This is a genomic window from Patulibacter minatonensis DSM 18081, assembly GCF_000519325.1.
GTDB classification, from domain to species: Bacteria; Actinomycetota; Thermoleophilia; order Solirubrobacterales; family Solirubrobacteraceae; genus Patulibacter; species Patulibacter minatonensis.
Map to the genome: position 1 here is coordinate 2,679,988 of NZ_KI912613.1, position 21,493 is coordinate 2,701,480.

Genomic DNA, 21,493 nt, shown 5'->3' on the forward strand with positions numbered 1-21,493 from the left:
GCGCGGGCGGCCTCGGCCTCGGCCGCCACGGTGGACGTCCGCGCCGCCTCGGCCGCGATCCACGCGCGGAGGTCGTCGACCGTCGCCGCGGGGTCGCCGCCGAGGCGCGGGATCTCGTCCTCGGCCTTCCACGCGCCTGCGGCGGACGCGAGCGCGTGGTCCGCGGTCGTCCGTGCGCCCTGCACGGCGGTCCGGGCCTCCTTCGCGCGGTCCTGGAGCCAGAACTCGATCTTCGAGAACCGCCCCGCGTCGAACAGGCGCTCGAGCACCTGCTGCCGGGCCTTCGCGTCGGCGCGCAGGAACGTCGCGAACGCGCCCTGCGGCAGCATCACGACCTGCAGGAACTGCTCCGCGGACATCCCGAGCAGCGGGTCCAGCTCGTGCTTGACGTCGGGGATCTTCGCCGCGACGGCCGTCCACGACCCGTCGGCCGCGCCGAGCTCGAGCTTCGCCGACGCGCCCTCCTGGACCGGCGCGCCGCCGCCCCGGAGCGGGGGCCGCTCGTGCTTCGGCGTCCGCGTGACCCGGACGCGCCGGCCGCCGACCGTCGCCTCGAGGACGACCCGCGGGGTCGCGTCGGGCGCGCGGTGGTCGCTGCCGAGTCGCCCCTCGCCGCGGGCGCCGGGGACCTCGCCGAAGAGCGCGAAGCAGACGGCGTCCAGCACGCTGGTCTTGCCCGCGCCGGTCGGACCGGAGAGCAGGAACAGGCCCGACGCCGACAGCGCGTCGAAATCGACCTCCTCGCGTCCGCCGAACGGGCCGAACGCCTCGACCTCGAGCCGGTGGAGCCTCATGCGTCGTCCCCGCCGCGGTGGACCGACTCGGCCGCGCCGCGCAGCAGCGGGACCTCGTCCTCGCCGGGCGCCTCGCCGCGGACGTCGGTGACGAAGGCCTCGAGCACCTGCAGGTCGGTCCGCCCGCGGATGCGGTCGCGGGCGACGGTCGCGGGCGAGAGCTCGCCCTCCGGCTCGTGCTGCAGGACGAGGACCTGCGGGAACCGGGCCCGCAGGCGCTCCATCGGCCGGGCCGGCAGCAGCGCGTCCGTCAGCACGACCTCGACCCAGGCGTCCTCGGACTCGTGCTCGACCAGCGCCGCGTCGGCGAGGAGCTCCTCCAGCGCACCGCGCAGTCGCACGAGACGGAACGGCGCGGGCACGGGGACGAACCGCACGGTGCTCGACCCGTCGGCCGCGAGGTCCACGATCGCGGTGCTCTTCGCGGCGTCCGCCTCGGTGAACGAGTACGGCAGCGGCGACCCGGCGTAGCGGACGGCGCGGGGGAGGGGGGCGGCGGGCGACGCGTCGTGGTCGTCCGCGGAAGGCGCAGAGTCCGGCTCGTCTCCCGGCGGATCGTCGAGCGGCAGCGAGAACATGCCGCCGAGCTCGGCCTGCGCGTCGGCGGACACGGCGTCCGCGGGGGTCGGCGGGAGGGCCGGCGCGGCCGGGTCCGCCGGTACGGCACCGCCCGGCCCGGAGGCGGACGCGCCCGCCCCCACCGCGTGCGGCCGGTGCAGGTGCCCCAGCGCGACGTAGTCGGCGCCCGCGAAGACCGACGCGGCGACGGTCTCGGCGCCGCCGATCGAGATGTCGCGCTCGGACTCCGACGGCTCGCCGCCCTGGACGAACGCGTGGGCGACGACGACGGCGCGGTGCCCGTCCCTCGCGGCGAGATCTGCCCGAACGCGGTCCATCGCGGCGCCGAGGACCGCGTCGTGCGACCGCTCCTCGACGCCGAGCGGCCCGCGCGCGAGGTCCGGGTCGAGGTACGGGATCCCGTAGATCGCCACCGGGCCGTCGGCGTCCTGCAGCACCACCGGGTCGCCGACGGCGTCCGGCTCGGTGCGCAGGTGGACCCCGCCCGCGGCGATCAGCTCCGCCGCGAAGCCGAGGCGGCCGGCGGAGTCGTGGTTGCCGGAGATCGCGATCACGGGCGCGACCTCGGACAGTCGGCGGAGCGCGTCGCCGGCGACGCGGACGGCCTCGACCGGCGGCAACGCGCGGTCGAAGACGTCGCCCGCCAGGAGGATCGCGTCGACCTGCTCCTCGCGCGCGAGGGCGACGAGGTGGTCGACGACCGCGCGCTGCGCGTCGAGCAGCGGGAGGCGGTGGAGCGACCGGCCGAGGTGCCAGTCGGCGGTGTGCAGCAGCCGCATCGGATCGACGACGGTACGCCCCGGACCGGACGACGGCCGCCCCGCCGAACGTACCGTCGGTAGGGACCGGCGGGCCGCCCCGCGCGGGTGCCGGATCGCGGTTCTTGCCGCGGTCCTTCCGGTTCCCCTACGATCGCGCCTATCTCCGCGCCCTTGGACAACGACCACGACGGCGAACCAGGCGCCCGCGAGCCCTCGGCGCTCGACGCGCTGCCCGGTGTCGCGCGCATCGCCACGCGCGGCGGGATCCAGGCCGCGTCCTGGGGTGCGCGGACCGGATTCCGCACCGGGATCGGCATCGCGAAGCGCCTGCCGTTCGGCGACGTCGCGCTGAAGGCGGCCGAGGAGGCCGCCGAGCAGGCACGCCACAGCGCCCGCCGGCTGCTCGGGGTCGACGAGGTCGAGCGCCGCGTCATGCGGATGGTCCCCGAGCGCGTCACCGAGGCCACCCGCGCCTGGTCGGCCGAGCACGGGACCGCCGCGCACCAGGCCGCGCCCCAGCCCGACCTCGACCCGCTCGAGGTCCTCCAGCGCCGGGGCGCCGGGCTCCTCGCGCAGGCCGCCGACGTCGGGTTCGAGGAGGCCACGCACCCCGCCTACGCGCGGATCCTCGACGAGCTCACGCCCGACGAGGCCCGCATCCTCCGGCTGATGGCGACGAAGGGCGCGCAGCCCGCGGTCGACGTGCGCACCGGCCGGCCGCTGCGGATCGGCTCGGAGATGATCGCGGCCGGGCTCACGATCATCGGCGCCGAGGCCGGCTGCCGCTACGTCGAGCGCGTCCCGTCGTACCTGAACAACCTCTTCCGCCTCGGCCTGATCTGGTTCTCCCACGAGGAGCTCGAGGACCTCCGTGGCTACCAGGTGCTCGAGGCGCAGCCCGAGGTCGGCGACGCGATGAAGCGCGCCGGTCGCGCGTCGCGCGTCGTCCGGCGGTCGATCGCCCTGACGCCGTTCGGCGACGACTTCTGCCGCGTCTGCCTGCCGCTCGGGCAGCTCCGGGCCACGGGGACGACGATCGAGCTCGACGCGATCGACCCGGCCACCCTCGAGACGCGGTCGTCCGGCTCCCGCGACGCGACGCCGCGACCCGCTCGCGGCCTCGGCGCGGCCCGCCGCCAGTCATGACCCCGATCCTCGCCGGACTGCACGTCCTCGGACTCGACCTGCACTGGCAGGAGATCATCACCGTCCCGCTGTTCATGGGGGCGATCGGCTACATCACCAACTGGTCCGCCGTGTGGATGCTCTTCAACCCGCTGGAGTTCCAGGGCGTGAAGGTCCCCGGGATGCGCTTCTTCGTGAAGCTCTCGCCGCGCAAGGTGCAGCAGATCCCGGGGGTGATGCACGGCGGGATCGGCTGGCAGGGGATCATCCCCTCCCGCGCGGCCAAGATGGGCTCGATCGCCGTCGACAAGGGCATATCGAAGCTCGGGAACGCCGCCGACTTCTACCAGCAGCTCGAGCCGGAGAAGATCGCCGAGCACATGATCGCGTCGGTCGAGCAGGACCTCCGCCCGCTCGTCGAGCGGATCATGGAGCGCGAGCACCCGAAGCTCTGGCACGACCTGCCGGCCCCGGTGCGCGAGGCGATCCACACCCGCGTGCGCAACCAGCTGCCCGACATCGTCCGCGACGTCACCGGCCAGATCGGCACCCACATCGACCAGCTGCTCGACGTGAAGCTGATGGTCATCCGGGCGCTCGAGAACCGCCCCGAGCTCGCGAACCAGATCTTCCAGGAGACCGGGAAGAAGGAGCTCCGGTTCATGGTGAACTTCGGGTTCGTCTTCGCCTTCTTCCTCGGCTTCCCGGTCGTCCTGATCACCGAGGCGATCCCGTACTGGTTCGTGCTGCCGATCATGGGCACGTTCGTCGGCTGGGCCACGAACCTCGTGGGCATCTGGATGATCTTCGAGCCGATCGAGCCGCGCCGGATCGTCGGGATCAAGGTCCAAGGGCTGTTCCTGCGCCGGCAGGCCGAGGCCGCCGACATCTATTCGGAGATCATCTCCCGCGAGATCCTGACGCTGTCGGGCATCGGCGACGAGCTGCTGCACGGCCCGCGGTCGGACACCACGAGGCGGATGATCGAGGACGCCCTGCGCCCCGCCGTCGACCGCGCGACCGGCCCCGCCCGCACCGCCGTCCGCCTGCTGATGGGCGGCCGCAGCTACGACGCGATCCGCGACTCCGTCGCCGTCGAGGCGGTCGACTACACCCTCACGCCCCTGCGCGACCCGGAGTTCAACCGGGTCCAGGGCGAGCGGATCCGCACGCTGATCTCGACCCGCATGCGCGAGATGCCGCCGTCGGACTTCGTCGAGATGCTGCGTACCGCGATGAAGGAGGACGAGTGGCTGCTCTTCCTCCACGGCGCCGTCCTCGGCTTCGGTGCCGGGCTGCTGCACCTGTTGATCTTCGGCTGATCGGACGCGACCGGGCACCGTCGAGTGTCGCGGCGCCACGTCCGAGGTGGACGAATGTTGGTCGTTTGGAGCAGGGGATCTTCGGGAAGCGCGCCACGCGCCGCCCGTCCGCTCTACCCTTGGGGTGCGCTGCGGCGCACCGCGGAGGGGTGGCAGAGTGGACGATTGCGCCAGTCTTGAAAACTGGAGGCCGGTCACCCCGGTCCAGGGGTTCGAATCCCCTCCCCTCCGCCTGCCGTCCCCGTCTGCCGCGAGGACGCGCGCGGTCTCCCACGCGTCGTCTCGTCGTCCGGACCGCGCACCGGGGCCGGAGGCGATCGCGGCTCAGAGCCGCGCGATGCCGTAGCCCTGCGCCCGCAACTGCTCGGCCACGTCGCCCCGGCCGTCCCGGGGGAGGCACACGACGGCGCCGCCCGAGCCCGTGAAGTTCGCGTCGGCGCCCAACCCGAGGGCGGCGTCGAAGAGGGCGCGATGGGCCGCGGCGGGGTCGTAGAGGCCGAGCCGGAGCTCGGTGCTCGCCGACATCGCGCGACCGAGCCGCGCCCGGTCCCCCGCCAGGAGCGCGTCGCGCGCCTCGACCGCCCGGAGCCGCAGCTCGTCGACCGCGTCCCGGAGCGCCGGGTCGCCCGCGTCCCAGCGCTCCCGCAGGCGGTGGTGCACCACGTCGGACGACTCGGCCTCCTGGCAGTACGCCACGAAGGCGCCCTCGGGGACCGGCGCGGCGACCGGCGTGTGCAGATCGGCCCGGAAGTCCATGAACATCGTCGTGGCGAACGCCTGCGTGATGCGGTCCTGCAGCCCGGCGGCGAGCCCCATGCCCGAGACCTCGACGGCGAGCGCGAGGTGCGCGAGGTCGAGGGGCTCCACGTCGATCCCGTGGTGCTCGGCCAGGGCGCGGAGCGTCGCGATCACGATGGCGCTCGACCCGGCCAGGCCGATCGACACCGGGATCGTCGTCGCCCACGTGACGCGCCCGTGAGACCGCGTTCCGAACCGCTCGTCGAAGGTCGCGAGGGTCGCGACGACGATCGGCGTCGCGTCGGCCGGCTCGTCGGCCCGGAACGACGCCGTGGCGCTCAGGCTCGGCACGAGCGTGGCCACGACCGCCCCGCCGAACCCGTCGGACGGGTTCCCGGCGAACGCCGCGCGGGCCGGCACCTCGAACGTCGTCGGCCCGCTCATCGGTCGTCACGCATGGCGGCGGAGGTCCTCGGCGAGTGCGGCCTGCCAGCCGGCGAGCGTCCCGACGTCCACCCGTCGTTCGCCCGGACGCAGGGGCGTCGCGACCACGCGCCGGCCGCCGCCGATGAGCGCCGCGATCCCGGCCGTGACGCTCGCGTCGTCGGGCAGCGGGACGCCGTCGAGCGCCTCGAGCAGCGACGGGGCGCACCCGTAGCGGCCCGCGACGGCGAACGCGCTCGGCGCGTCGGCCACGGCGGGCTTCTCGACGATCCCGCGGACGACGCCGCCGTCGTCCAGGGCGACGATCCCGTAGCTCGAGACGCGCTCGCGCGGGACCTCCTCGACCGCGATCGCGCAGGCGGCGCCGTCGTCGATCGCCGCGGCGAGCCGCGCCACGAGCGCCGCCGGCTCCGCGTCCTCCTCGAGCAGCAGCGCGTCGCCGAGGGCGAGGACGAACGGCTCGTCCCCGATCTGCTCGCGGGCGCAGAGGACGGCGTCCGCCAGCCCGGCCGGCCGGGGCTGTGCGACGACGGTCGCGTGCAGCGGCGTGGTGAGCACCGCATCGGCGAGCGCGTCGCGGCCCCGTGCGCGGAGGACGTCCGCGAGGTCGGGGGCGGGGTCGACGTGGCGGGCGATCAGCTCGACGTCGCGTGGTGCCGCGACGATCGTCGCCCGGGTGCATCCGCCGGCGGCGAGCTCGGCGAGGACGGCGTCGATGACGAGGCGCCCGGCGAGCGGCAGCAGCGCCTTCGGGAGCGCCTTGGTCAACGGGAGCAGACGCGTCGCGAGACCGGCGACGGGGACGACGGCGTGGGAGAGCGGCACGTCGGGCGCAGGCTACACGCGCCCGGGAGGACCGACCCGTCCGGCGGCGGCTCGGCGGACGGGCCCGGACGCGCTCAGAACGACCGGTGGACCTCGAGCTCCGCCGGGTCGCGGCTGAGCTCCGCCTTCGAGACGGCGGTGTCGTCGTCCGCGATCACCTCGACGGCGCCGCGCTGGACGCCGTCGAGCGCGGCACGGACGACGTCGGCGGGGTCGTTCTTCGGGACGTCCCAGCCGGCCATCATGTCGGTGTCCGTGCTGCTCAGGTAGAGCCCGGTGACGAGCGTCCCCTGCTCGGCGAGCTCCATCCGCGCGCTGTTCGTGAGGCTCCAGGCGGCGGCCTTGCTCATCCCGTAGCCGCCGGCGCCCGGGTGCGACGTCCACGACATCCGCGAATTGACGTTCACGATCGCGCCGCCGCCGTTCGCGCCGAGCACGGGCGCGAACGCCCGGAGCATCCGGAGCGGTCCGAAGGCGTTCACCTCCATCTCGGCCCGGATCGCGTCGAGGTCGCCGGTGACGAGGTCCTGATAGCGCGACACGCCGGCGTTGTTGACGAGCAGCGTGACGTCGGAGGCGACGCGGGCGGCGGCCGCCACCGAGTCCGCGTCGGTGATGTCGAGCGCCAGGACCTCCGCCCCGGGGACGTCGATCGTGCTGGGGTCCCGGGCAGTCGCGTAGACGCGGGTCGCTCCCCGCTCGAGGAGCTGCAGGGCGAAGTGGCGCCCGAGCCCACGGTTGGCGCCGGTGATCAGTGCAGTGCTTCCGGTGATGTCCATGGATGCACCGTAGGACGAATTCTTGCGCGGGTCGATGCTTGTTCGTGGCAGATCGATGTCCGATCCGCTCGCAGAGGTCGTGGAGCGGTACGGTTGACGCATGGACGTGCTGACCGACGTGCTCGCGGTGACCGGGGTCCGGGGGACCCTCGGGGCGCGGATCGACGCGGGGGAGGACTGGGGCTGGTGGGTCGGCGAGAAGCCCGGCGCGGCGATCCACGCGGTGACGGCCGGGACCGCGTGGCTCGGGCGGCCCGGCGAGGCCCCGGTCCAGCTCCTGCCCGGGGACGTCGTCCTGCTGCCCGGGGGCGCCGAACACGTGCTCGCGAGCGATCCCGACGCGCTCGCCCGGACGAACGAGCGCGTCTTCGACGACTGGGAGCCCGTGGGCGAGGGCGTCGTCCGCATCGGCACCGGTCCGGTCGGCACCCACGTCCTCTGCGCCCACTACGACCACGACCCCGCGGCGGAGACGCAGGTCCTGGAGCTGCTGCCTGAGCTGCTCCATCTGCGGGCCGGGCAGGCCGACGGCGGCCTCGAGGACACGCTGCGGCTCCTCGGCCGCGAGCTCGCGCACCCGCAGATCGCGACGACCGCGGTGCTCGACCGCCTCGTCGACGTCCTCCTCGTCCAGGTCATGCGCGCGTGGCTCGCCGGGGAGCCCGCCGACGCCGCGCGCTGCTGGCTGCGGGTGCTCGGCGACCCGGTCGTCGGGACCGCGCTCCAGCGGCTGCACGACGACCCCGCGCACCCCTGGACGACGGAGGCCCTGGCCCGCGAGGTCGCGGTGTCGCGCGCGACGCTGGCCCGGCGGTTCCCGGAGCTCGTCGGCGAGACCCCGGCCGCGTACCTCACCCGTTGGCGGATGGACCTCGCCGCCCGCCGCCTGCGCGACACCGACGACCCGCTGGAGGCCGTCGCGCAGTCGGTGGGCTACACGTCGGTCTACGCGTTCAGCCGGGCGTTCAGCCGCGCACGGTCGCAGCCGCCCGGGCGCTACCGGACGGCGTCGCGGGCGCGGGACCAGGTCGGGACTTGAGACGGGCCGGCCGGCTGGCGACGCTGCGCGGATGCGCCATCCGATCCGCATCTCCGCCGCCTCGCTCATCGCGTTCTTCGCGCTCACGGGTTCAGCCCACGCCCTCGTCATCAGCGAGCTCCGGGTGCGGGGACCCAACGGCGCGAACGACGAGTTCGTCGAGCTCCAGAACGAGACCGGTGCGCCGATCACGGTCCAGACCTCCGACGGCTCCGCCGGGTGGGCGGTCACGACGTCGTCCGGCGTGCGGTTCGTGGTGCCGAACGGCACGACGATCCCGCCGCTCGGGACCTACCTCGGGGCCAACTCCGTGGCGTTCCCCGCCGTGATCCCGCGGGACGCCACGTGGACGACCGACATCCCCGACAACGCCGGCGTCGCGGTCTTCAACACGGCGACGCCCGCGAACTTCAACACCGCGACCCGCCTGGACGCGGTCGGCTCGGCGTCCGAGGCCAACGCGCTCTACCGCGAGGGTGCCGGGTACAACACGCTGACGCCGTTCAGCATCGACTACGCGTTCTACCGCGACCTGCGCGCCGGCGGCATCCCGAAGGACACCGGCAACAACGCGCTGGACCTGGTCTTCGTCGACACGAACGGGACCTCGGCCGGGGCCGGGCAGCGCTTGGGCGCGCCCAGTCCGGAGAGCAGCACCGCGCCGTTCAGCACCACGACGCCCACGCTGGACGTGACGCTCCTGGACCCGTCGGTCCCGGCGACCGCGGCGCCGAACACCGTGATCGACCCGACGGCGGCCCCGGCGGCGAACGCGACGTTCGGTCGACTGACCAACCGCTGGCGGGTCCGGAACGCCGGGACCTCGGCGCTGACCTCCCTGCAGTTGAAGATCGCGGACCTCACGACGTTCCCGTCGCCGGCCGGCATCTCCGACCTGCGCCCGCAGACCTCGGCGGGCGCGACGGTCTCGACCGCCTCGGGCGCGGTCGACGTCTTGGGCACCACGCTCGTGCAGCCGCCGACCCAGCCGAACGGCGGTGGGTTCGGATCGGTCCTCCGCGTGCCGCTGGCGTCGCCACTGGCACCCGGCGGCAGCGTCGCGGTGCAGGTCGTGTCCGGCATCCAGCAGAACGGCGTCTACCGCCTCTGCCTCCACGCGGCCGGCACGCCGGGAGCCGGCGGGACGTTCTCGGCCCTCGGCACGACGACCAGCGGAGCGACGCCGGCCCCGCAGTGCTGGGCGGCTCCGGGGAGCCTCCCGACGGCCCCGCCGACCGTGGCGCCCGTGACCACGACGGTGACGGTGCCCCAGACCGTCACGACGCCGGCGCCGCCGCCGGTGGTCCAGACCGTGACGAAGGAGGTCGACGTCCCGCGGACGGCGCCGAAGGTCGGGCTCGCGCTCGGGTCCGGGTCGAGCGCCCGGTCCGTCTCCATCCGTGTCAGCTGCCCGGCCGGGACCCGCGGGTTCTGCGCCGGGACGGTCTCGGCGACCGCGAAGGCGTCGAAGAAGGCGGTCCGCCTCGGCAGCACCCCGTTCGTCGTCCCGGCGACCCGGTCGCAGACGCTCGTCCTGAAGCCCTCCGCGAAGGCCCGGAAGGCGCTGGCGCGGACGAAGCGGGCCGCGGTCTCGATCACGGCCACGGCGTTCGGCGACGGCTCCGTGAGGAAGACGTCGACCGCGAGCGGGAAGTTCCGCCGCTGAGGCGGACGCCGGCCGCGTCCGGTCCGGGGCGGCACCCGGGCCGGTCGGCGCCGGCCGGCCGCTGCGTTCCGCCACGAGAACGCCCCGGCGACGTGTGAGCGTCCCGGAGCACGGCCGAACGGAGGCGAGTCCGCGCGACCCGGAGGACAGTAGCGGGCCGGAGGGGCCCGGGCGGTGCGGCCTACCGCCTCCCGAACGTCGTGCTCGCCGTCCGCGTCACGGCCTTCCCGCCCTTCGGCGTCACGACGGTCGTGAGCTTCCCGGCCACCGACGTCCGGCCCTTCAGCCGGCGCTTCGCGGCCTTCGTGAGCTTCAGCGCGACGGTGACGGTGCCGGCGGAGCCGCGGTTGCCCTTGCCCGTCCCGATCGTCCGGGCCCTCCCGAGGCGGAGCTTCCGTGCCGTGGACGCGCTGACCGCGAACGTCGCCGTCGCCTTGCACGCGGTCGCGCAGGTCGTGGTGAGCCGGACCTTGCCGCCCGTCAGGTCCTTCAGGCGATGCTTGCCGGTGAACGAGAGGACCCCGGGCGTCGACGATCCTCCGCCGCCGGTGCTGCCGCCCGCGCCGCCACCCGTGAACCCGCCGCCCCCGCCCGACCCGCCGCTCCCGGCGACCGTCCGCGCGCCGCCCCAGAACGGCGCCGTTCCGTCGGCGACCTTGCGCGGCTCGCCGCCGGCGACGTCGACGACCCAGATGCCGCCGCTCCGCTCGAACGCGACCCGGTCGCCCTCGGCGGAGAACGCGGGCCGGGAGTCGGCGGGACCGCTCGTGAGGTCCCGGACGCGGGTGTGGGTGGCGGTCGAGTAGAGCGCGATGATGCCCTCGGTCGGGGCGCCCAGCGTCGACGGCGCGGGCCCGCGGACCGCGACGATCGACTGGCCGTCCGGGGCGCCGTCGGGGAACGAGACCTGGCTGTCGGGATCCGACGCGAGGACCGTGGCGCAGTTCGGCGCGTCCGCGACCGGTGCGCAGATCGTCGACAGGGACGAGTTGGACTCGAAGCCGCGGAACGCCACGATCGGCTGGGCGTTCATCCACCCGTGCGTCGTCTGCGGGACCGCCGACGCGACCACCGAGGTGCTGGAGACGCCGGTCGTGCCGGGGCCCTGGTACGTGTACCAGCCCTGGGTCGCGATGAAGACCTCCCACAGCACGTGCGCGCCGTCGGGCGCCAAGCGGGGGAAGGAGTAGACGGGGCCGGTGAACAGCGGCGTCGTCGCCCCGCCCCCGACCGGGGAGAGCACGATGCCCTGCGGGTTCGGCAGCGTCCACGCGACGGTCGCGCCGTCGCGGGTGATCCCGGTCGCGGTGGCGCCGGCGACGAGCTGGTGGTTCGACCCGGCGACGTCGGGGTCGACCGCGCAGACGTCGGGACCGCACTGGTACTCGATGGTCGAGGCCAGGGCCGGGGCGGTGGCGCCGAGGGCGACGAGCGAGGCGAGGACGGGGACTGCGGCGAAGCGGCGCACGGCGGGCCCTTTCGGACGGGCGGATCGGGGACGTGGGGCTCGGCCGTGGGGGGCGGCGCGGGGTGTTGGTCGGGCGATCCTACGCCGCGCGTGCACCGTCCACGAACCGGTTGGCGCGTAGACGCGGAGGTGGCGTTCGGCTGGTCGGTGGTGGCCCGGAGGCTCGGCCGCTACGCCTTCGCGGCCTCCGCCCGCTCCTCCTCGAGCGCCCGCAGCTCGATGCGGCGGATCTTGCCGGTCAGGGTCTTCGGGAGGTCCTCCACGAACTCGACCTCGCGGGGGTACGCGTACTTCGAGTGGGTGTCGCGGACGTAGGAGGAGATCTCCTTGCCGAGGTCGTCGCTCGCCTCGTATCCGGCGGACAGGACGACGAACGCCTTGACGATCCAGCCGCGCCGCTCGTCGGGCTTCGCGACCGCCGCGGCCTCCTTGACGGCGGCGTGCTCGAGGCAGGCGGACTCGACCTCGAACGGGCCGACGCGGTAGCCGGCGGTGAGGATCACGTCGTCGGCGCGGCCCTCGAACCAGACGTAGCCGTCGGCGTCGACGCGGGCGGCGTCCTTCGTGTGGAACCACTCGCGCTCGAACGTCTCCGCCGTGGCCTCCGGGTTGTTCCAGAAGCGCAGCGGCCAGGTGGGGGAGGACCCGCGGCGCCAGCAGATCTCGCCGCGCTCGTCGACGCCGACCGGCTGCTCGTCCTCGTCCAGGACCGCGACGTCCCAGCCCGGCATGACCCGGCCCATCGAGCCCTCGCGGATCTCCATCCACGGGAAGTTCGCGCAGAGCGGGTAACCCTCCGACAGGCCGTAGAAGTCCATGACGGTCACGCCGAACTGCTCGCGGAACCACTTGATCGCCTCGGGGTTCAGCGGCTCGCCGGCCGAGCACGCGCGGCGCAGCGGGATCGGGAAGCGCTCCCCGGCGTCCTTCACCGCCATCAGCGAGCGCATCGCCGTCGGCGTCGTGAAGAGGTTCGTGATCTCGTGCTTGCTCTGGAACGCCAGCTCGGCCTCGGGGTCGAAGCCGCCCTCGCGCTCGAGGACGTAGTGCGTCGCCCCGGTCCGCCAGGCGCCGAGCAGCGGGTTGATGCCCGCCGCCCACGCCCACTCGCTCATCGACCGGAACCGCTCGTCCGGCTCGACCTCGTGGCAGTACTCGAACTCCTCGTGCCCCAGGACGAACCGGTGCGCGTGGAGGATGCCCTTCGCCAGGCCGGTCGTGCCGGACGTGTAGAAGAGGTGCGCCGGGTCCTCGGACGACGTGTCGACGGTCTCGAACTCCGGCGACGCCGACTCCAGCAGCTCGGCGGTGAGGATCAGCAGCGTGTGGTCCTCCGAGCCCGGGAGCCCGTCCTTCCCGCCGCCCTCGTCCCAGCCGTCGAGCCCCGTGATCGAGCGGACGATGTGGTCCTTGTGGGCCTCGTCGGTGACCACCAGTCGGGCCTGGGAGTCGCGGATCCGGTGGCGGATGCCCTCCTCGCCGTAGAGGACCGACATGCCCAGGAGGATCGCCCCGGCCTTGTAGGTGCCGAGGAACGCGGCGGCGGCCTCGGGACGCGGCGGGACGAGCATCGCGATGACGTCCTCGCGGCCGATGCCGTGCTCCACGGCGAGGTTCGCGAAGCGGTTGGCGAGCTCGCGCTGTTCCTTCCAGCGGACCTCGCGGACGGTGCCGTCGGGGCCCTCGTGGACCATCGCGAGCTTCTCGTCCGGCCACTTGTCGCACACCTCGGCGGCGACGTTGAAGCGCTCGGGGACGTTCCAGCTGTGGTTCGCGACGAGCTCGTCGTAGCGGGGGTCGGAGGTCATGCTCCCGACCCTCCCACACGCGCACGCGAGAGCGCGACGTCCGCACGGATCGTGGCGCCCTGCCGCTCGTTCGCGGTGACACCCGCCCGGCGCGCGGGCACCGTCACGGCGCGGGCAGCACGAGCCGCGCGCCGGCCGCGACCGCCCGTGCCGTCGGGTGCCGGGCGTCCCACGACACCCGCACCACGACGGGGCGTGCTGCGTGCGGGCGCACGACCAGCCGCGCTCGCACGCGACCCGACGCCGCGTCCCAGCGGGCGGGCCCGTCGACCGTGGCGTCGTCCGTGAAGCGGTCGTGGAGCAGCCGAAACCGCACGTGACGCTCGCCGCGGGCGACGAACAGGCCGCCGCGGAGGCCGGGCCCGCGGTCCGCGCCGTCGTCGAACGCGCGCCGGTCCATCGCGTCGGCGACGGCGTCCGCGGCGACGGTGACGGCCCGCCGGACCGCCGGCGACGGGGTGCCGGCGACGACCCGCGCCGGCCGCGCGTCGGCGGTGCGGCGCGGGAACGCGCCGAACGTGTGGATCGGCGGGGTGCGCGACGCGCAGCGGACGTCCAGGCGCTCCAGGGCGCCCGGGTCGCGCAGGAACGCCCGCACGATCCTCCGGGCGCAGCGGGCCGCAACGGGCGTCGACGGGTCCCCCTCGCTCGGGACGTGGACCGCGTTCTGCACCGTGACGATCCGCGAGCGCCGCGCCATCGCGCGGGCGACCGCACCGTCCTCGGTGGCGGGCGTCAGCGAGTCGAGGTCGCCGCCGAGCACCAGCAGCGGCACGGAGGCGGGCAGCGCCGGCGCGCCCGCGGGCACGGCGGGCCGCGCGTGGACCGGCCGCGGCCAGTCCAGGCAGCCGTCGTAGGGCTGCGTGACGCCGTCGACCGTCGTCCACTCCGCGGTCGTGAACGGCGCGAACGTGGCGCGCGGGACGCGGGCGAGGGCGGCGGCGTACTGGGCCCGCCGGGTCCGCGGCCCGGACGCCGGGCGGAAGAGCGCCGGGTAATCGGTGCAGGAGACCGCCCAGTACGCGCCGGTCGAGAAGTCGACGGCGTCGCTCCCGCCCTGGTCGGCGTCCGCCGAGTGGGCGCGCAGGCGCAGGAGCGGCAGCGGGTCGCCGGTCAGCGCGCCGACCACGGCGGGGTCGAGCTCGCGGAGGATCACGGCGTCGGAGCCCGCGTCCTGGACGATGTCCGAGAGCTCCCGCGGGCCGACCGTCGCGGGCACGAGCGCGCCGCCCGCCGCCGCCCGCACGCGTCCGCGGAGAGGCCGGAGCCGGACGCGGTGCAGCAGCGCGGCCAGCCGGCCCGTCGCGGTCGCGGGCAGCCCGGGGTGCGCCGACGCGGTCGCCCGGCAGGCCCGGTCGCGGTCGCAGATCCGCTCGATCGACGCGCGCGCCGCGGCCGCCGACGCCGCGTAGGTCGGGTCGAGGTCGCGCGCCGGGTACGCCGAGTCGAGGACCACGGCGTGGAGGACTCCCGGGTGCCGGGCGGCGAAGGACTGCGCGAACCACGTGCCGTACGAGTCGCCGTAGAGGTCGATCCTCGGCAGGCGCATCCGGTGGAGCACCGCGGCCAGGTCGTCGGCGGCGTCGGCGGTCGAGAAGAGGTCGGCGGCGTGGACGCGGTGGCCCGAGTCGCCCCACCGGCGGTCGAGCGACGCGCCGCACCGGCCGACGCGGGCGGCGTAGCCCCCACCGGTGTGCGACGTCGGGTCGTGCTGGAGGTCCGCGCACGCGATCGGCGCCGAGCCGCCGGTGCCGCGGGCGTCGACGAGGAGCAGGTGGCGGCGCCGGACGAGCGGCCCGAGCATCGCGCGGTAGGCGTCGGAGCTCCCGATCGACGGGTAGCCCGGTCCGCCCTCGACCGCCACGACGGGCGGGGCGTGCGACGGGCGGTCCGCCGCGAACCACCGCACCGCCAGGGCGATCCGCGCCGCGTGCGGGGCGCCGGGGTCGAGCGGCCGCCGGACGTGCCCGCACCACCCGCCCCGCCGGTCGCCGCAGCGGTGCAGGACGAGCCCGCCGACCCGCAGACGGGCCCCGCGGTCCGCGGGCCCCGGGGCCGTGTCCTCCCGCCCGGTGGCGGCGGCCACGGCGACGGTGCCCGTCCCGGGAACCGTCGCCGTCGTCGTGGGCGCGGTCGCGGCGGACGCCGTCGCCGGGGCGACGAGGGCCGCGAGCACCAGGGGGCCGAGCAGGCGCGCGCGCCGCTCAGCCTGCCGCACGCGCGTCCCCGGCCCACCACACGAGCCAGCCGACGTGCCCCGCGGGGACGGTCAGCTCGGTCGCGCGCCACGGACCGGAGCGCCCGTCCCGCCAGCCCGCCGGCCCCTCCAGGCGCCGCGGGTCGTAGAGCAGCGCGTCGCCGAGGGCCTTCGACAGCGCCTCCTTGCCGGACCACTGCGCCGTGCACCAGCGATCGCGCTCCGCACGCGACGACGGCACCGCGCCCGTCACCCGCTCGTCCGGCGTGAGGATCGCGTCGGCGAACTGCCGGTCGTAGGGGATCACCCGCTCGAGGTCGACGCCGACCCGTCCCTCGTGCCAGGTGACGAGGGCGAACGGGTACCGGTACGTGCGGCAGACCTGCAGGTCGCCCGCGTCCGGGCCGGTCGCGCGGGCGAGGGTCCGCAGCCCGGCGGGGTCGGTCGGGACCGCCCGGGCGTCGAGCAGGACGACGTCCGGGGCGCCGGGAGGGGTCGGGACGCCCACGATCGCCCCGACGGCCGCGGCCGCACCGGCCGACAGCGGGTCCCAGAGGGTCCGGCCGCGGACGGGCGGCGCGTCGGCGCGCGTCATGCGCCCACCACCGGCGCGCCGTGCCACCGGGTGCCGGCGGGGAGCTCCTCGCCCCGCAGGACGACGGACCGGCCGCCGATCGTGGTGCCGTCGCCGATCGTCGTGTCGGGCAGCACCGCGCTCCCGGGACCGATCGTCGACCCGCGGCCGAGGGTCGACGGGCCGATCTTCATCACGCGGTCGTGGAAGAGGTGCGTCTCGACGCAGGCGCGGCGGTTGACGACGCTGCCATCCCCCAGGTCGACGAGGTCGAACTCGGTCAGGGCCATCGTCTCGCACCAGACGCCGCGCCCGACCCGCGCGCCCAGGAGCCGCAGGTAGACCGACATCAGCGGGGTGCCGATCGCCGAGCTCATGAGCCAGGCGCCCGCGAGCTGCTCCTGGGCGGAGTTGACGAACTCGTCGCGCCAGACGAAGAACGACCAGAGCGGATGGTCGCCGGGGGCGTAGCGGCCCATCAGGAGCCACTTGGCGGCGACGGTCAGCGCCACGGCGACGACGCCGCAGACCAGCAGGATCGGCGCCGCGGCGACCGCCATCCAGACGAGGCCGGCGTGCCGTCCGACGGCGTCGAGGGCGAGGAGACCGGCCCAGCCCAGCCCCACCGAGACCATCGAGGGCACCAGCAGGCGCAGGAGGTCCATGACCGCCCGTCCGGCGAGGAGCCGCCGCGGCGGGGCGGTCGTCCGCGCGGGGTCGGTGGCCTCCGCGACGCGGGGCAGCTCGATCGCCGGCGCGCCGAGCCACGAGGTGCCGTCGGGCGAGGAGAGCGGTGCGGTCGTCAGCACCCCGACGAGGCTGCCGTCACCGGTGACGGTCCCCGGCCCGAGCATCGCCCCGTTGCCGAGGAACGTGCGCGACCCGACGTCGATCGGCTCGACGTGGAGCCAGCCGGAGCGCGCCCGGCCGCAGGAGAGGACGACGTCGTCCGCGGCGAAGGCGTGGTCCCCGAAGCGCGTCAGGCGGCTCAGCCCGACCGCGGTCGAGATCTCGGTGCGCGTCCCGACCGGGATCCCCATCAGGCGCAGCCAGGACCGGGTGTAGAGCGACGCGAAGAGCGGGAACAACAGGACGCGGGCGGTCGACAGGACGCCCTCGGTGAACCACAGCGCCCAGCCCGTGGCGCCCTCGTCGGCCTGCCACCCGGGCCGGATCGCGCGGCCCGCCAGCCGGACCACGCCGGCGACGAGCAGGGCGTAGCTGCAGAGGAAGACGACGGTCAGCGCGACGACCTCCAGCGCGACCTCGAGGACGCCGGTGTGGAGGGTCGGGGCGGGGGCGCCGAGCGCCCAGAGCACCAGGCCGGCGGGCACGAACGCCACGAGCGGCAGCAGCGCCTGGACGACCGTCCCGAGGACGAACATCCCGCGCCACAGGCGGCGGTGGGCGGGGCGCGGCGGGTCCTCCGCCGGCCACCCCTCGCCGGCCCGGCCGACGTAGCGCGCGGGGGAGCCCGCCCACCGCTCGCCGGCGGGCACGTCGCCCGTCACCACGGCGCCCGGCTCGACCTCGGCGCCGTCGCCCACGGTCGCTCCCGGCATCAGGAGCGCCCGGGCGCCGATCCGCGCGCCGTCGCCGATCACGATCCGCCCGATCTCGAGACGGTCGCCGTCGATCCACCAGCCCTGCAGGTCGACGTCGGACTCGAGCGTCGCACCCGCGCCGATCGTGACGAGCGAGCCCGGGGGCGGGACCGTCCCGAGCCGCGCGCCGACGCCCACGTCCTGCCGGAGCACCCGCGCCCAGCGACCCGCCCACGGGGTCCCGGCGAAGCGGTCGACGTGGCACGCCTCGGCCAGCCGCGAGACGAACCACAGGCGCGTCGCGAGCCAGGAGTGGCGGTCGAACGTCCCGGGCCGCAGGCCGCGGGCGAGCACCCGCTCGGCGAAGACCACGACCGCGCCGCGGCCGAGCGGGCTGGAGAGCGCGAGCCACGCACCGATCACCCAGACCCAGCTCAGGTGCGGCAGCCCCTCGCCGACGACGTCGTCGTAGGCGAGGCCGCCGACGAGCCACTGGCTCGCGCCGATCAGCAGCAGGACGAGGACCCCCACGACCTGGACGATGCCCCAGCTCCGCGGCGCCCGGCGGAGCACGGCAGGCGGGGCTTCGTGGGCCTCGCCGAGCGCGTCGAGCCGGTCGGCGAAGGCCCCGAGCGTGCGGTGCGCGTAGACGTCGGCGACCGCGACGGTGGGGAAGCGCGCGCGGAGCACGGAGACGAGGCGCGCCGCCGAGAGCGAGCTGCCTCCGGCGCCGAAGAAGTCGGTGTCCGGGCCGATCGCGACCGGGCCGAGCTGCTCGGCCCACCGCTCGGCCAGCCAGCCCGCGGTGCGGTCGAGCGCCACGTCCGGCGGCGCGGCGGTGTGCGGCGGCGGCCACGGCAGCGCGCGGCGGTCGACCTTGCCGGAGGTCCGGACCGGGAGCTCGGGCAGGACGACCACGAGCGGCGCGATCCCGCCCGACAGCGCGCCGGCGACGTGCTCGCGGACGACGTCGGGATCGGGGTCGCCGGTGACGTAGCCGACGAGCAGCGGATCGCCGGCCGGGGTGCGCTGCACGACCGCCGCAGCGGCGCGGACCCCGGGCGCGGCCGCGAGGTGGGCCTCGACCTCGCCGAGCTCCAGGCGCCGGCCACCGATCTTCACCTGGTCGTCGCGGCGGCCGAGGAACACGAGGCCGTCGGGCGACGCGCGGACGAGGTCCCCGGAGCGGTAGGCCCGGTCCCAGCCGAGCGCGGGCAGCGGGGCGTAGCGCTCGGCGTCCAGCGCCGGATCGAGGTAGCGGGCGAGGCCGACGCCACCGATCGCGAGCTCGCCGGCGTCGCCGTCCGGGACGGGGAGCCCGTCCTCGTCGACCACCGCGACGTCCCATCCGCGGAGCGGCGCGCCGATCGTGACCGGGCGCCCGGGCGCGACCCGCGTCGCGGTGCTGACGACGGTCGCCTCGGTCGGGCCGTACGTGTTCCAGACCTCCCGGTCGGCCGCGAGTCGCGCGGCGAGGTCGTCGGGCAGCGCCTCGCCGCCGAGGATCAGGAGCCGCACGCCGGCGAGGACGTCGTCGTCCCACATCGCCGCGAGCGTCGGGACGGTCGACACGACACTGATCCCGCGCTCCACGAGCCACGGGCCGAGGTCGGTGCCGGAGCGCACGAGCGACCGGGGGGCCGGGACGAGCGCCGCGCCGCTCCGCCACGCGAGCCACATCTCCTCGCAGCTCGCGTCGAACGCGACGGAGAGCCCCGCGAGGACCCGGTCGTGCGGCCGGACCGTCCAGAGGTCGGTCTCGGCGTCGACGAACGCGGCCGCGGACCGGTGGCTGACGGCCACGCCCTTCGGTGCGCCGGTCGACCCGGACGTGAAGATCACCCAGGCGTCGTCGTCCGGGGCCGGACCGGACGCCGGGTCCCCGACCGCGGGCAGCAGCGGCGTGATCGCGGGGCCGGGCGGCGGCGGGCCCGTCCGGGCCGGCACCGCGCGCAGCGCGGCGTCGACGGAGAGCAGGCCGCCGGCGGTCGGGGCGATCGCGACGGCGCCGTCCGGGGGCCAGGCCGCGGCGTTCGTCGGCGCGCTCCCCGTCCCGGGGCGCGCCGCCGCGTCGCCGGGCGGATCGCCGACGACCGCGCAGACCCCGGCCGCCGACCACACCGTCCGCGCCCGCTCGTCGGGGTCGTCCGCGTCGACCGGCACGTACGCCGCGCCGGCCCGCAGGATCCCGAGGATCGCGACGTAGAGCTCGGCGGTCCCGCTGCGCATCCGGACGCCGACGCGGTCACCCGGCCCGACGTGCTCCTCCCGCAGCCGGGCCGCGAACGCTGCCACGTCGGCCGCCAGCTCCCGGTAGGTGCGGGTCCGTTCGCCCGTGTCGATCGCGACGCGGTCGGGGTGGCGGTCGACCGTCGCGTCGAGCACGTCGAGCAGGGTGCGGCCCGGGCCTCCGGGACGGTCGCGCAGCGGGCCCCGGGGGACCGTGACGGGGGTGGCCGGCGGCGGGACGCGGACGTCGATCGAACTCATGGCGCCAGTTCTAGGCGCGGACCCTCACGCTCAGCCGATCCCCAGGTTGGCGGTCCTCAGGGGTCGTGTTGGGATTCGATTGGGAGGCCGGGCGGCCCGCGCAGGACGCCCGTCCCGGCGCTACTGTCGGCGGCGATGGAGACCTCGATCCTGGTCGTCGAGGACGACGACGTCCTGCGCGAGGTGATGGCCGACGGGCTGCGGGCCGCCGGCCACGACGTGCGTGCCGTCGCCGACGCCGCGGGGGCCTTCGGCGCGCTGGCGGAGGGCGGGCTCGACCTGCTGCTCCTCGACGTCGGGCTGGGGGCGGGACCCGACGGCGTCGAGGTCTGCCGCCGCCTGCGACGGGACGACCACGACCTCTACGTGATGATGCTGACCGCCCGCGACGCGGAGGCCGAGGTCGTCCTCGCCCTCGAGGCCGGCGCGGACGACTACGTGACGAAGCCGGTCGGCCTGGCCGAGCTCCGCAGCCGGGTCGCGGCGGCGCTGCGGCGCGTCTCCCGCGCGGAGGACCGGTCGGGCGACGACGTCCTGCGCCACGATGCGCTGATGCTCCGGCCCGGCCCGCGCACGGCGGCGGCGGCGGGCACGGACCTGCGCCTGACCCCGTCGGAGTTCGCGGTGCTGGAGACCCTGCTGCGCGCCGGCGGCTCGGTGCGCTCGCGGACGGACCTGCTGCGGGCGATCTTCGGCGACGACGACCACCGCGACCCGCGGGCGGTCGACGTCCACGTCCACCACCTGCGCGAGAAGATCGAGGCCGCCGGGGGCGACCCGGCCGCGATCGCGACGGTCCGGGGCGCCGGCTACCGACTCGGGGCCTGACGGGTGCCGGAGCGTTCTCGACCCCGGACGACGGCCGGCCCCGCGACCGCGGTCCCGGCGGGCCGGGCGGGCGCGGCGTGCTGAAGCCCCGGCCGCGCCCCCGGTTCGGGCTGCGGGCCCGCGTGGTCGTCGCGCTGGTCGCCACGAGCCTCGCGACGCTGCTGGGCGCCACGCTGTTCCTCGTCCCGCCGCTCTCGGCGCGCTTGGAGCACGACCAGATCCGCAGCATCCGCCCCGCCGTCCGAGCCGCGGCGCGCACCCTCCGCGAGACGGCTCCCCACGACTTGCGCGCGGGGTCGCCCGAGGTCCTGTCCGTGCTGTTCGACCTGCAGCGCCAGGCTGGGGGGCGCACCGCGCTCTTCGACGGCGACGGCCGGCTGCTCGGGACCTTCCCGCGGGGGCCCGGCGGCCCCGGAGGTCCCGGCGGACCCCCGCCCGGGACGTTCCCGGGGACGACGGCGTCGCCCGACCGGATGCCGCCGGGCGACGCCGAGGCGCTGCGCCGCGTGGCC

Annotated in this window: 15 protein-coding genes, 1 tRNA gene and 1 pseudogene; 7 read left to right on the plus strand and 10 right to left on the minus strand. The window is 75.9% G+C overall.

Translation table 11 applies throughout. The annotated features are described in order from the left end of the window. Positions 1 to 794 (minus strand): AAA family ATPase (locus PATMI_RS37935; protein ID WP_036725769.1); only part of this gene is annotated, 794 nt, incomplete at its 3' end. Continuing rightward, positions 791 to 2,152, minus strand: a complete 1,362-nt coding sequence (locus PATMI_RS0112410; RefSeq protein WP_026911124.1) for an exonuclease SbcCD subunit D — start codon at positions 2,150 to 2,152, stop codon at positions 791 to 793. The genes PATMI_RS0112410 and PATMI_RS37935, both read right to left, overlap by 4 nt. Positions 2,153 to 2,305: 153 nt before the next feature. On the opposite strand from PATMI_RS0112410, the gene PATMI_RS34520 reads away from it, so the two are divergent. The 3 genes from PATMI_RS34520 to PATMI_RS0112425 all read left to right on the plus strand — a co-directional run bounded on the left by PATMI_RS34520 (position 2,306) and on the right by PATMI_RS0112425 (position 4,812). After that, positions 2,306 to 3,280, plus strand: coding sequence for a DUF4393 domain-containing protein (locus tag PATMI_RS34520; RefSeq protein WP_211241731.1), 975 nt, complete (start codon positions 2,306 to 2,308; stop codon positions 3,278 to 3,280). Beyond that, a complete protein-coding gene (locus tag PATMI_RS0112420; protein ID WP_026911125.1) occupies positions 3,277 to 4,581 on the plus strand; it encodes a DUF445 domain-containing protein in 1,305 nt (434 codons plus the stop codon). Before PATMI_RS34520 ends, PATMI_RS0112420 begins: the two co-directional genes overlap by 4 nt. Before the next feature lie 143 nt (positions 4,582 to 4,724). Beyond that, positions 4,725 to 4,812, plus strand: a tRNA-Ser gene (locus tag PATMI_RS0112425). Positions 4,813 to 4,905: 93 nt separating this feature from the next. Here PATMI_RS0112425 and PATMI_RS0112430 read toward each other — a convergent pair. The 3 genes from PATMI_RS0112430 to PATMI_RS0112440 form a co-directional block, all read right to left on the minus strand. Further along, positions 4,906 to 5,763: a mevalonate kinase family protein gene (locus tag PATMI_RS0112430; RefSeq protein ID WP_026911126.1), complete on the minus strand. Its 858-nt coding sequence runs from the start codon at positions 5,761 to 5,763 to the stop codon at positions 4,906 to 4,908. 6 nt (positions 5,764 to 5,769) lie between these two features. Then, the gene (locus PATMI_RS29655; RefSeq protein WP_051471496.1) at positions 5,770 to 6,588 is read right to left on the minus strand and encodes a sugar phosphate nucleotidyltransferase; all 819 of its coding nucleotides are present in this window, start codon (positions 6,586 to 6,588) and stop codon (positions 5,770 to 5,772) included. 74 nt (positions 6,589 to 6,662) lie between these two features. Next, on the minus strand, positions 6,663 to 7,367 hold the full coding sequence (locus PATMI_RS0112440; protein ID WP_026911127.1) for an SDR family oxidoreductase: 705 nt from the start codon (positions 7,365 to 7,367) through the stop codon (positions 6,663 to 6,665). Between the two features lie 100 nt (positions 7,368 to 7,467). Here PATMI_RS0112440 and PATMI_RS0112445 point away from each other — a divergent pair, with 100 nt between their 5' ends. Further along, complete coding sequence (locus PATMI_RS0112445) at positions 7,468 to 8,406, plus strand: AraC family transcriptional regulator (RefSeq protein ID WP_026911128.1); 939 nt, start codon at positions 7,468 to 7,470, stop codon at positions 8,404 to 8,406. A gap of 31 nt (positions 8,407 to 8,437) precedes the next feature. Then, complete coding sequence (locus PATMI_RS0112450) at positions 8,438 to 10,072, plus strand: lamin tail domain-containing protein (RefSeq protein ID WP_026911129.1); 1,635 nt, start codon at positions 8,438 to 8,440, stop codon at positions 10,070 to 10,072. 181 nt (positions 10,073 to 10,253) lie between these two features. Here the strand turns inward: PATMI_RS0112450 and PATMI_RS0112455 are convergent, their stop codons facing one another. The 5 genes from PATMI_RS0112455 to PATMI_RS0112475 all read right to left on the minus strand — a co-directional run bounded on the left by PATMI_RS0112455 (position 10,254) and on the right by PATMI_RS0112475 (position 20,153). Then, on the minus strand, positions 10,254 to 11,540 hold the full coding sequence (locus PATMI_RS0112455; protein ID WP_026911130.1) for a TolB family protein: 1,287 nt from the start codon (positions 11,538 to 11,540) through the stop codon (positions 10,254 to 10,256). A gap of 170 nt (positions 11,541 to 11,710) precedes the next feature. Beyond that, positions 11,711 to 13,348, minus strand: coding sequence for an acetate--CoA ligase (locus tag PATMI_RS0112460; protein ID WP_026911131.1), 1,638 nt, complete (start codon positions 13,346 to 13,348; stop codon positions 11,711 to 11,713). Between the two features lie 103 nt (positions 13,349 to 13,451). Next, positions 13,452 to 15,566 carry an alpha/beta fold hydrolase gene (locus PATMI_RS0112465; RefSeq protein ID WP_026911132.1) on the minus strand — a complete coding sequence of 705 codons (2,115 nt, stop codon included), beginning with the start codon at positions 15,564 to 15,566 and terminating at the stop codon, positions 13,452 to 13,454. After that, positions 15,553 to 16,140, minus strand: a complete 588-nt coding sequence (locus PATMI_RS0112470) for a 4'-phosphopantetheinyl transferase family protein (protein WP_157260738.1) — start codon at positions 16,138 to 16,140, stop codon at positions 15,553 to 15,555. Before PATMI_RS0112470 ends, PATMI_RS0112465 begins: the two co-directional genes overlap by 14 nt. After that, positions 16,137 to 20,153: a Pls/PosA family non-ribosomal peptide synthetase gene (locus PATMI_RS0112475; RefSeq protein WP_084269904.1), complete on the minus strand. Its 4,017-nt coding sequence runs from the start codon at positions 20,151 to 20,153 to the stop codon at positions 16,137 to 16,139. The genes PATMI_RS0112470 and PATMI_RS0112475 overlap by 4 nt, the downstream gene beginning before the upstream one ends. Positions 20,154 to 20,288: 135 nt before the next feature. Between PATMI_RS0112475 and PATMI_RS0112480 the strand changes: the two genes are divergently transcribed. Together PATMI_RS0112480 and PATMI_RS37455 are read left to right on the plus strand one after the other, a co-directional pair. Next, positions 20,289 to 20,981 (plus strand): response regulator transcription factor, encoded by a 693-nt coding sequence (locus tag PATMI_RS0112480; protein WP_026911135.1) that lies wholly within the window; start codon positions 20,289 to 20,291, stop codon positions 20,979 to 20,981. 77 nt (positions 20,982 to 21,058) lie between these two features. Then, positions 21,059 to 21,493, plus strand: a pseudogene (locus PATMI_RS37455) (hypothetical protein); the annotation flags it as partial.

Excerpts from the sequence above, each read along its gene's own strand:
- PATMI_RS0112410 (WP_026911124.1), bottom strand. The coding sequence starts at position 2,152 with ATGCGGCTGCTGCACACCGCCGACTGGCACCTCGGCCGGTCGCTCCAC.
- PATMI_RS0112420 (WP_026911125.1), top strand. The coding sequence starts at position 3,277 with ATGACCCCGATCCTCGCCGGACTGCACGTCCTCGGACTCGACCTGCAC.
- PATMI_RS0112430 (WP_026911126.1), bottom strand. The coding sequence starts at position 5,763 with ATGAGCGGGCCGACGACGTTCGAGGTGCCGGCCCGCGCGGCGTTCGCC.
- PATMI_RS0112440 (WP_026911127.1), bottom strand. The coding sequence starts at position 7,367 with ATGGACATCACCGGAAGCACTGCACTGATCACCGGCGCCAACCGTGGG.
- PATMI_RS0112445 (WP_026911128.1), top strand. The coding sequence starts at position 7,468 with ATGGACGTGCTGACCGACGTGCTCGCGGTGACCGGGGTCCGGGGGACC.
- PATMI_RS0112450 (WP_026911129.1), top strand. The coding sequence starts at position 8,438 with ATGCGCCATCCGATCCGCATCTCCGCCGCCTCGCTCATCGCGTTCTTC.
- PATMI_RS0112460 (WP_026911131.1), bottom strand. The coding sequence starts at position 13,348 with ATGACCTCCGACCCCCGCTACGACGAGCTCGTCGCGAACCACAGCTGG.
- PATMI_RS0112470 (WP_157260738.1), bottom strand. The coding sequence starts at position 16,140 with ATGACGCGCGCCGACGCGCCGCCCGTCCGCGGCCGGACCCTCTGGGAC.
- PATMI_RS0112475 (WP_084269904.1), bottom strand. The coding sequence starts at position 20,153 with ATGAGTTCGATCGACGTCCGCGTCCCGCCGCCGGCCACCCCCGTCACG.
- PATMI_RS0112480 (WP_026911135.1), top strand. The coding sequence starts at position 20,289 with ATGGAGACCTCGATCCTGGTCGTCGAGGACGACGACGTCCTGCGCGAG.